Raw genomic sequence first — 10,493 nt, forward strand, 5'->3', positions numbered from 1 at the left:
ATTGCACCAATGTAGTGCAAAACGCGGGGTTCGGGGTCAGAGCCCTTTCCTCGCGGAAAGGGATCTGACCGCATGCGCTGCGGGGTCCGGGGTCGGATCCCTTTCCGCCTGGAAAGGGCTCTGACCCCTGCCGCAGGTCGAGCAGGCTCGACCACTACCGGGTGCGTGGCCGATTACAGCTTCATGTTCAGGCCGACGAACACGCTGCGGCCCGGCGCCGGCGAGAACATCGGGCGGGCGCTGTCCCAGAAGAAGCTGTCGTACCAGGCGTAGGCGTACTCGCGGCCGGTCACGTTCTTCAGCTGCAGGTCCACGCTGAAACGCGGGGTGAGTTGGTAGGCCGCGCTGAGGTCGAGCACGGCGAAACCACCGAACTTGCCGGCCACGTTGCGTTCTTCCAGGTAGTAATCGCCCTGTGCACGTGCCTGCAGGCCCAACCGCAGCGCATCACGGGCGCGGTAATCCACGCCCAGGTTGCTGATATGGCGCGGGGTGGCGGCCACTTCGCGGCCCTGCAGTGAAATGCTGGCATCGCGGTCGTCGCGGGTGATCTTCGCTTCCTGGTAGGCGTGCGACGCCCACACCGTCCAGTCTTCGCCCAGCTGCAGGCTCAGCTGCGCATCCACGCCGCGCCGGCGGGTCTTGCCCAGGGTGACCGTGGTGCCGGTGGCCGGCATGTTGGACACCTCGTTTTCCGCGTCCTGCTGCCACACCGCCAGGCGTGCCTGGCTGCCGGCAAACGGCTGGAATTTCAGGCCCAGCTCCATGCCGGTGTTGGTGGACGGCTGCATCGGTGCCTGCCCTGGGGTGAGGTAGGCCGGTGCGGTGGAGCCGGTCAGTACCTGGAAGGTGCGACCCCAGTTCGCGTAGACATGGGTGGTCTGGCCCAGGCTGTGGATGACGCTCAGCTTGGGCTGGCCGATGCTGCCGTAGTCCTGCAGGCGGCCGCTGAGGCCGTTCATCAGGTGGGTGCGGCCACTGAAACGGTCGACGCGGTAGGCCGGCACGATCTTCCAGGCCTCGACGGGCTGGTAGACGGCCTGCACGTAGGCGCCCCAGTTGTCGAAGCTGTGGCGATCATTGTTCTGCACCCGCGCGGGGGGCTGGCTGAAATCGGTGGGTTCAGCGTAGGCGTAGCGCTCGCGGAGGTAGCCGTTGTCCTGCTGCTCGTAGTTCAGGCCACCCTCGACGGTGAGCGTGGGGCTGGCCTGCCAGGTGAGCGTGCTGAGCAGGCCATGCTGCCGCTCGTCCCATACGCGGCGCTGGCGCGGCAGGTTGCCGGTGGGCAGGTCGCTGAAGGTCACGCGGCGGTCGTCTTCGTAGCGGTTGTAGTACAGCCGCGTGCCAAGGGTGAGTGCGTCGGACAGTTTCATGTCCAAGTGCGCGGCAAGCTGGCGCATGTCGCGGTCATCACCATCGTTGCCGTTGCGCAGCTCGCTGCCACTGCGGTGCGTGCGCAGCTCGTCGGCGGTCATGAAGCCGGGTTCGTCGGCTTCGTGGTGGTACGCACGGGCGGTCAGGCCCACGCGCAGGCCGTCGTCCAGCGAGCCGTAGAACCACTTGCCGCCCAGCGAATATTTCTTCGAGGTGTCGTGGTCGCGGTAGCCGTCGCTGGCCTGGGTGCCGACGAAATAGTTCTGCGCGAAGCCGTCGGCTTCGCGGCCAATCGCCACCTGCGCATCACGGGTGTTGTAGCTGCCGTAGGCCAGGCGCGCATCGGTGTAGCTGCCCCCCTGGCGCGTACCGAAGTTCACGTTGCCGCCGATGTTGTGGAGGCCGTAGCGCGGGTCGTTGGTACCGCGCACCACTTCGATGTAGCTGATATCCAGCGGGAACAGCATGTCGATGAAGCGCTGGTTGCCGCTGTTGACGTTGCTGGGGATGCCATCGATCAGCGTCTTGATGGCATTGAGGTAGCCCTCACCGTTGAAGGCGCGGAAGCTGACCTTGCCCGATTCGGCGCCCTGCCGGGTTTCGGTGAGCTGGATGCCGGGCATCTGCCCGAGCAGTTCCCAGCTGTGCGAGACGTTGCGGTTTTCGATCTGGTCTGCACCCAGGACATCCACCGAGGTCAGTACCTGATGCGCACTGAGCTGGCCTTCGCCGTGCTGGTGCACCTGCACCTTGCCGAGAGTGAGCGCGGCGTCGGCCGACTGTGCGAAGGCTTCAGGGGCGAACGGTGCGGCCGCGAGGGCGGCCACCAGGGTAGGAGTCTTCATGGGAAGGGGCGGATACGGTGAAATGTAATCATATAACATTTCACGCGCCCGATTTTTGCGGCGTCGAGCAAGGCTCGGCGTTACAAGGGCGGGTGCCGGGGGGATTACACCGGGTAGCCGGTGGCTTCCCGTGCCTTCTTCCAGGCGGCTTCGAATTCACGCGCGGAAATTTCGTCGTCCTCGTCGAAATCCAGGAACGACACTGGCTGGTCGGCCAGCAGGAAGCGGTCGTCGCTGTGGGCATGCTCGTCGGCCCAGACCATCTTGGTCCCGTAGATTTCCACCTGCCGCACGATCTTCTCGCCGCGCGCTTCCATCAGCACATTGCCCTTGCCCAGGCCCGATTCGGCCCAGTGCTTGTAGTACTTCTTTGCGGCCGATTTCGCGCCGGATTTTGCGGTGTGCTTTGCGTAGGTCATTGCAGGAGCCCTGGCCGCAGGCGCGGCCGGAAAGTACGGAATGGCGCCATTATCAGGCATCCGGGGTCAGAGCCCTTTCCTTTGGAAGGGATCCGACCCCTGCTGGTTCAGTTCGGCAGGGGCACGCCCTTTGGCCACAGCATCCAGATGTTGCCCTTCTGCTTCATGTCGCCGGCCAGCTTGCCGGCGGCGTCGCCGCTGCCCCAGTACAGGTCGGCGCGCACTTCACCGGCGATGGCGCCGCCGGTGTCCTGCGCGGCCACCGGGCGCACCACCGGGCTACCGTCCGGGCGCGTGGTGGATAGCCACAGCAGGCTGCCCAGCGGCACCACGGTGCGGTCCACTGCCACGCTGTAACCGGCGGTGAGCGGCACATTCAGTGAACCGCGCGGGCCTTCCGGGCTGTCCGGGGTGCGCACGAAGAACACGTAGCTGGGATTACTGCGCAGCAGTTCCGGCACGCGCGCGGGGTTGGCCCGTGCCCAGGCGCGGATGGCGTCCATGGTGACGTCTTCCTTCTTCAGCTGGCCCTGGTCCACCAGCCAACGGCCGATCGCACGGTAGGGGTGGCCGTTCTGTTCCGCGTAGGCCAGCCGCACCTGCTTGCCATCGGCCAGGCGCACGCGGCCGGACCCCTGGATCTGCAGCAGCTGCAGGTCCATCGGGTCGGTCAGCCAGGCCAGCACCGGCGCCTTGGCGCCCTTGGCCGCGATGGTGCCGGCGTCGTCATAGGGCTTGAGCACCTTGCCTTCGACGCGCCCGCGCAGGCGCTTGCCCTTCAGTTCCGGGTAGAGGCTCTCCAGCTGCACCACCACCAGATCATCCGGCGTGCCGTACACCGGCACCGTGGCCTTATCGGTACGGGTAAGACTGCCGGGGTAGATCGGCTCGTAGTAGCCGGTAATCAGCCCGTCGGCCTGATGGCCACCGGCACGTAGCGCGTAGGCATCGAGGTCGCGCTGCAGGAACTGGCGGATCGCGGCCGGGTCCTTGTCTGACACCGCGGCGGCGGTGGCGCAGGGTTTGGCCCAGACAGCGTCGTTCTTCAGGCGGGCGCAGCTGCTGCGCCAAGCCACGAAGCCGGCCTGCAGATCAGCATCGGAGACTGCGGGCAGGGCTTTCCAGTCGACCTTGGCGTAAGTGGCCGCCGGCGGCGAGGTCGGCGTGGGCGCTTCGGAGCCTGCGCGCGGAGCGGTGGTGGAGCAGCCTGCGAGCACCACCGCTGCCAACAGGGTCCAGTGCATGCGCTTGAAGAAGGTAGCGGAATCGATCATGCCGCCATGGTGGAGTGCCGGCCGCTGGGCGGCAACCCAGCGCGGGGTCAAGCGTTCATGCGCGGGGTCACGGTATCTGCAGCAGCAACGAATGCAGGATGCGGGCGTCCTCGGCATCCAGCGTCTTCGGCAGGTCGTCGCGGCCACGGAAGCGGCGGTGGAAGGCGGCGACGGTGGCTTCGCGGTTGTCGAGCGGATAACCGAAGCGGGTCAGCGCATTCCACGCGTCGAATCCTTCCGGTGCCGCGCCGTCGGCCGCGCGCGGCCACACGCCGAAGCCGGCCTCGGCCAGCTGCTGCCATGGGAAGAAGCGGTTCGGATCCTGCTTGCGCGTCGGCGCCAGGTCGGCATGGCCGATCACCTGGCGCGGCGGGATGTTCAGGCGCGTGGTGAGGTCGCGCAGCAGCACGATCAGCGATTCGATCTGTGCCGCACTGAACGGGCTGCGGCCATCGTTGTCGAGTTCGATGCCGATCGAGGCCGAATTGAGATCGGTGATGGTGCCCCAGCGCCCGGCCCCGGCGTGCCAGGCACGGCGCTCATCGGCGACCAGCTGGTAACGATGGCCATCGGCGCCGATCAGGTAGTGCGCACTGACCGGTCCACCGCTGTTGGCGGTGCGCAACGTATGCAGGCTCTGCTGCACCGACTTCTGCTCGGTGTGGTGGATGACGATGATGACCGGCGTGCGCGCGTTCTGGTTGGGTGACGGCACCCAGGTGGCGAGCGGGTTGCGGGTTTCCTGCGGCGTGGAGGCGCAGGCGGCCACCAGCAGGCAGGCCGAGAGCATCAGGGACGTGCGGATCGGGTGCATGGCCCGATTGTGCGCGATCAGGCCCGATGATGCATGCCGCCGTGCCAACCAAGCTTGGCACCCACCAGAGAGGATGCGGTAGATCCACGCCATGCGTGGATGCGCCACTCCGGCCGTGCCGACCAACGGTCGGCACCCACCAGAGCAGGAGCAGTGCCAGGCAAGCCTGGCACCGACCAAACGCAAAAGGCGGCCCCGCAGGGCCGCCCATCATGCATCAGGCCTCGTAGGCAGACTCGCCGTGCGAAGTCACATCCAGGCCGGTGCGTTCGGCCTCTTCGGTCACGCGCAGGCCGACCACGACCTTGACCACCAGCAGGATGACCGCGGTCATCACCGCCGACCACAGTACGGTCAAGCCGACGCTGACCACCTGCACCCACACCTGGTGGGCGATATCCAGATCGGCCTTGGTACCGCCCAGCGACTGTGCACTGAACACGCCGGTGAGGATCGCGCCGACGATGCCGCCGACACCATGCACACCGAACACGTCGGCCGTGTCGTCCACTTTGAGCAGGCGCTTGAGGCCGGTCACGCCCCACACGCAGACCACGCCGGCGACGAAGCCGATCACGATCGCGCCGAGCGGGCCGACCGTGCCGCAGGCCGGGGTGATGCCGACCAGGCCGGCCACCGCACCCGAGGCCGCGCCCAGTGCCGACGGCTTGCCCTTGCCGATCGCTTCCACCAGCGTCCAGCCGAGCACCGCGGCAGCGGTGGCCAGCACGGTGTTGAGGAAGGCCAGCGAGGCCACCGTATCGGCGGCGGCGGCGGAACCTGCATTGAAGCCGAACCAGCCCACCCACAGCAGCATCGCGCCGATGTAGGTAAACGGCACGTTGTGCGGCTTCAGCGCGGTCTGGCCGTAGCCCAGGCGCTTGCCGACGAACCACGCGCCGACCAGGCCGGCCACGCCCGCATTGATGTGCACCACGGTGCCACCGGCGAAGTCGATCGCGCCCAGCTCACCCAGGTAGCCGCCGCCCCAGACGATGTGCGCCATCGGGATGTAGCTGAGGGTGAACCACAGTGCCGAGAACAGCAGTACCGCACGGAACTTGATGCGCTCGGCGAAGGCACCGACGATCAGCGCGGTGGTGATGCCGGCGAAGGTCGACTGGAAGGCGACGAACAGGTAGTCCGGCAGGCCCTTGATCGGCGTGTTGCCCACCGAGTCGGGCGTGAAGCCCTTGAGGAAGGCGAATTCGGTGAACGAACCGAAGAATGGATTGCCCGCGCTGAACACCGCGCTGTAGCCGTAGGCCACCCACAGCAGCAGCACCAGCGAGAACACCACCAGGATCTGGCTGAGCACCGACAGCACATTCTTCGAACGCACCAGCCCGCCGTAGAACAGGGCCAGGCCCGGCACGACCATCAGCAGCACCAGCAACGTGGAGGTGAGCATCCAGGCGACGTCGCCACGATCATAGGCGGCGGCCGCTTCGGCCACGGCCGGCGCAGCGGCGGTGGCGGCCGGATCGTGCAGCGGCTCGACCGCCACGGTTTCGCTCGGCAGCGGCGACACCTGTGCCTGGGCATGGGCGCTGCCCGGCCACGCACCGGCGGCCAGCGCGCTGAGCAGCATCAACAGGCACACCAGGTGGAACCGGGCTTGCCACCCGGTGAGAAGGCGCATCTTCATTGGGGGAGTCTCCGGAAGGGGGTTACAGCGCGTCGGCACCGATTTCGCCGGTGCGGATGCGGATGACCTGTTCGACGGCGGTGACGAAGATCTTGCCGTCACCGATCTTGCCGGTGCCTGCCGACGACTGGATCGCTTCGATCACCGCGTCGGCACGCTCGTCGGTGACCACCGTTTCGATCTTGATCTTGGGCAGGAAATCGACGACGTACTCGGCGCCGCGATACAGCTCGGTGTGGCCCTTCTGGCGACCGAAACCTTTCACTTCGGTCACGGTGATGCCCGACACGCCTGCATCGGACAGGGCCTCGCGGACCTCGTCGAGCTTGAACGGTCGGATGATGGCGGAGATCAGTTTCATGCGCATGTCCCGAGGGTGGATGGGGCCAGCGCGCCAGCGCGCGTTGGCATCAGGCAACCACGGGTCATCAGGTGATGACCGTGGCTGTTGCACCGGACACGTACAGGGCCGGGACGGCCGTGCCTCTCTCCTTGCACGACCGACGCGGGAGGGAGGGCGGCCCTGGTCGCGTATCCGGTCTCTCTTGCCCCTGTTTCAGCGGACCGGCAGTCCGCTGTACTGCAGCGGGCCAGCGACCCGCTCTACAACGGCGGGCCTGCGCCCGCCTTGCGGCTCCCCAGCCGCGAGAACGGAAGCGATGGCGGCGGGTGGGAGGGGGGACCCACCGCCATCGCGCCCGGTCAGCTGGCGTAGTACAGCTGGTATTCCAGCGGGTGGGTGGCCGCGCGGAACTTGGTCACTTCCTGCATCTTCAGCGCGATGTAGCCGTCGATGAAGTCATCGCTCATCACGCCGCCGGCCTTGAGGAACTCGCGGTCCTTGTCCAGCGCTTCCAGCGCCTGGTCCAGCGAGGAGCAGACCTGCGGGATCAGCTTCTCTTCCTCCGGCGGCAGGTCGTACAGGTCCTTGTCGCTCGGTGCACCCGGGTCGATCTGGTTCTTGATGCCGTCCAGGCCGGCCATCATCAGCGCGGTGAAGGTCAGGTAGCCGGACTGGATCGGATCCGGGAAGCGCATTTCGATGCGGCGCGCCTTCGGGTTGGACACCCACGGAATGCGGCACGAGGCCGAACGGTTGCGGGCCGAATAGGCCAGCATCACCGGCGCCTCGAAGCCCGGCACCAGGCGCTTGTAGCTGTTGGTGCCCGAGTTGGCGAAGGCATTGATGGCCTTGGCGTGCTTGAAGATGCCGCCGATGTACCACAGCGCCAGCTGGCTCAGGCCACCGTAGCCGTCACCGGAGAACAGGTTGGTGCCGCCCTTGGACAGCGACTGGTGCACATGCATGCCGCTGCCGTTGTCGCCGACGATCGGCTTGGGCATGAAGGTGACGGTCTTGCCGTTGCGGTGCGCGACGTTCTTGATGACGTACTTCATGCGCAGCAGCTCGTCGGCCTTCTGCACCAGGGTGCTGAACTTGGTGCCGATCTCGCACTGGCCCGCAGTGGCCACTTCGTGGTGCTGCACTTCCACTTCGATGCCGACCTGTTCCAGGGTCTTGCACATTTCCGCGCGCAGGTCGTGCAGGGTGTCGGTCGGCGGAACCGGGAAGTAGCCGCCCTTCACGCCCGGACGGTAGCCGCTGTTGGCGCCGTCATACTTGGCGCCGCTGTTCCACGCCGCTTCTTCCGAGTCGACCTTGAAGAAGGTGTTGCCCATTTCGTTGGCGAAACGGACCGAGTCGAAGATGAAGAATTCCGGCTCCGGGCCGAAGAACGCGGTTTCGGCGATGCCGGAGGACTTCAGGTAGGCCTCGGCACGCTTGGCGATGCCGCGCGGGCAGCGGCCATAGGCCTGCATGGTGGCCGGATCGAGGATGTCGCAGCTGATCACGATGGTCGGATCGGCGTAGAACGGGTCGACGTAGGCGCTGGACGGGTCCGGCAGCAGCACCATGTCCGATTCGTTGATGCCCTTCCAGCCGGCGATCGAGCTGCCGTCGAACATCTTGCCTTCTTCGAACAGCGACGGTTCGACGATGCTGACCGGGAAGGTGACGTGCTGCTCGACGCCACGCATATCCACGAAACGCAGATCGACGAACTCGATCTGGTTGTCCTTGATCAGCTTCTCAACGTTTTCCACGGACATCGGTACGACCTCGGATGGGGATGAATGCCTGCTGAGGTACAGCAATGACCGTGCCAACTTTTCGATACCCGCAAGTCGTTGATTTCAATATGGCTGCCCCGCGCCGGTGCAGAACGGTGCGCACCAAACCGGTGCGCCCGCCAACAGACGCACCCGTTTGGTGCAGCAGGGATCGTCTATCCTCTCGACCTTCTTCCTTCCGCCGCGCGTGCCCGCACCGTCCATGTCCGACCTGCTCTCCGCCCTGCTGCTGGGCATCCTCGAAGGCTTGACCGAATTCCTGCCGATCTCCAGCACCGGCCACCTGCTCATCGCCCAGCACTGGCTGGGTGCCCGCTCGGACTTCTTCAACATCGTCATCCAGGCCGGCGCGATCGTGGCCGTGGTGCTGGTGTTCCGCCAGCGCCTGCTGCAGCTGGCCACCGGCTTGAACCAACGCGAGAACCGTGAGTACGTGTTCAAGCTGGGCGCTGCGTTCCTGGTCACCGCCGTGGTCGGCCTGGTGGTGCGCAAGGCCGGCTGGTCGCTGCCGGAGACGGTCAGCCCGGTGGCCTGGGCACTGATCATCGGTGGCGTCTGGATGCTGCTGGTGGAGGCCTACACCGCGCGCCTGCCCGACCGCGACCAGGTGACCTGGACAGTGGCGATCGGCGTGGGCCTGGCGCAGGTCGTGGCCGGCGTGTTCCCCGGTACCTCGCGCTCGGCCTCGGCGATCTTCCTGGCCATGCTGCTGGGCCTGAGCCGTCGCGCCGCTGCCGCCGAGTTCGTGTTCCTGGTCGGCATTCCCACCATGTTCGCCGCCAGCGCCTACACCTTCCTGGAAATGGCCAAGGCCGGGCAGCTGGGCAGCGAGAACTGGACCGAGGTGGGCGTGGCCTTCCTTGCCGCGGCCATCACCGGCTTCGTCGTAGTGAAGTGGCTGATGGGCTACATCAAGTCGCACCGGTTCACCGCCTTCGCCCTCTACCGCATCGCGCTGGGCGCGGCGCTGCTGCTGTGGTTGCCCTCCGGCAGCTGAACAGCACTGGGGCACGGTAACCCCATGGCCGGCCCCACCCCGTTTCCCCCACGGTTCCCCAAGGAGAATCACCATGAACCGCAAGCTCACCCTGCTCCTCCCGCTGGCCCTGATGGCCGCCTGCAGCCAGACCCCGGCCCCGGCCGGCAATGGCGGCGACGACGTGGCCCCGGCCGCGACCAAGGCAGCGGACCAGCAGACGCTGGCGCACCTGGATGCGCAGCGCCTGCAGAGCCAGCACTGGCTGCTGCAGCAGGCCACCGGCGCCGACGGCAAGCGCATCGACGCGCTGTTCGCCCGCGAAGACAAGCCGGTCACCCTAGACTTCGCTGATGGCCGCCTGTCGGTCAGCAACACCTGCAACCGCATGGGCGGCGGCTACACCCTGGCCGACGGCAAGCTGACGGTCAGTGCGATGGCCTCGACCATGATGGCCTGCACCGACAAGGCGCTGATGGCGCTGGACGAAGCCGTGTCGAGCCGCCTGCAGGGCGAACTGAAGGCCGAGCAGGATGCCGATGGCAAGCTGACCCTGACCAATGCCAAGGGCGACGTGCTGGTGTTCAACCCGGAACCGACCGCTGAAACCCGCTACGGCGGCGCCGGCGAAACCGTGTTCCTGGAAGTGGCCGCGAAGACCGAGAAGTGCTCGCACCCGCTGATCCCGGACTACCAGTGCCTGCAGGTGCGCGAAGTGAAGTTCGACGACAAGGGCCTGAAGCAGGGTGAGCCGGGCAAGTTCGAGAACTTCTACGGCAACATCGAGGGCTACACCCACGAAGACGGCGTGCGCAACGTAGTGCGCGTGAAGCGCTACGAAGTGAAGAACCCGCCGGCCGATGCGCCGTCGCAGGCGTATGTGCTGGACATGGTGGTCGAGTCGGCCATCGAGAAGTGATGTAGAGCCGACTGTCAGTCGGCTGGCACTTGAAGGGCGGCCGCAAGGCCGCCCTTCTTCGTTGTGGGTAGAGCCGGCCGCTGGCCGGCTG

Annotated in this window: 9 protein-coding genes; 2 read left to right on the plus strand and 7 right to left on the minus strand. The window is 66.5% G+C overall.

What is annotated here, in order from left to right:
• Nucleotides 1-173: 173 nt before the first annotated feature.
• From ABGA94_RS03250 to glnA, 7 genes are all read right to left on the minus strand, one after another.
• Nucleotides 174-2,219: a TonB-dependent receptor gene (locus ABGA94_RS03250; protein ID WP_375366370.1), complete on the minus strand. Its 2,046-nt coding sequence runs from the start codon at nucleotides 2,217-2,219 to the stop codon at nucleotides 174-176.
• Nucleotides 2,220-2,323: 104 nt separating this feature from the next.
• On the minus strand, nucleotides 2,324-2,638 hold the full coding sequence (locus ABGA94_RS03255) for a hypothetical protein (protein WP_005420957.1): 315 nt from the start codon (nucleotides 2,636-2,638) through the stop codon (nucleotides 2,324-2,326).
• A 107-nt stretch (nucleotides 2,639-2,745) separates the two neighbouring features.
• Nucleotides 2,746-3,912, minus strand: coding sequence for a murein transglycosylase A (locus tag ABGA94_RS03260; RefSeq protein WP_375366372.1), 1,167 nt, complete (start codon nucleotides 3,910-3,912; stop codon nucleotides 2,746-2,748).
• Nucleotides 3,913-3,979: 67 nt separating this feature from the next.
• The gene (locus ABGA94_RS03265) at nucleotides 3,980-4,726 is read right to left on the minus strand and encodes an N-acetylmuramoyl-L-alanine amidase (RefSeq protein WP_095378436.1); all 747 of its coding nucleotides are present in this window, start codon (nucleotides 4,724-4,726) and stop codon (nucleotides 3,980-3,982) included.
• A gap of 217 nt (nucleotides 4,727-4,943) precedes the next feature.
• Nucleotides 4,944-6,374, minus strand: a complete 1,431-nt coding sequence (amt, locus tag ABGA94_RS03270; RefSeq protein ID WP_197598823.1) for an ammonium transporter — start codon at nucleotides 6,372-6,374, stop codon at nucleotides 4,944-4,946.
• Between the two features lie 22 nt (nucleotides 6,375-6,396).
• Nucleotides 6,397-6,735, minus strand: coding sequence for a P-II family nitrogen regulator (locus ABGA94_RS03275; protein ID WP_004134334.1), 339 nt, complete (start codon nucleotides 6,733-6,735; stop codon nucleotides 6,397-6,399).
• A 341-nt stretch (nucleotides 6,736-7,076) separates the two neighbouring features.
• Nucleotides 7,077-8,486, minus strand: a complete 1,410-nt coding sequence (gene glnA / locus ABGA94_RS03280) for a type I glutamate--ammonia ligase (RefSeq protein WP_005420964.1) — start codon at nucleotides 8,484-8,486, stop codon at nucleotides 7,077-7,079.
• A 223-nt stretch (nucleotides 8,487-8,709) separates the two neighbouring features.
• Between glnA and ABGA94_RS03285 the strand changes: the two genes are divergently transcribed.
• Together ABGA94_RS03285 and ABGA94_RS03290 are read left to right on the plus strand one after the other, a co-directional pair.
• Nucleotides 8,710-9,504, plus strand: coding sequence for an undecaprenyl-diphosphate phosphatase (locus tag ABGA94_RS03285; RefSeq protein WP_375366378.1), 795 nt, complete (start codon nucleotides 8,710-8,712; stop codon nucleotides 9,502-9,504).
• A 73-nt stretch (nucleotides 9,505-9,577) separates the two neighbouring features.
• On the plus strand, nucleotides 9,578-10,402 hold the full coding sequence (locus ABGA94_RS03290) for an META and DUF4377 domain-containing protein (protein WP_005420968.1): 825 nt from the start codon (nucleotides 9,578-9,580) through the stop codon (nucleotides 10,400-10,402).
• Nucleotides 10,403-10,493 lie beyond the last annotated feature (91 nt).

The organism is Stenotrophomonas sp. 3diitr2024, from assembly GCF_042136455.1.
GTDB classification, from domain to species: Bacteria; Pseudomonadota; Gammaproteobacteria; order Xanthomonadales; family Xanthomonadaceae; genus Stenotrophomonas; species Stenotrophomonas sepilia.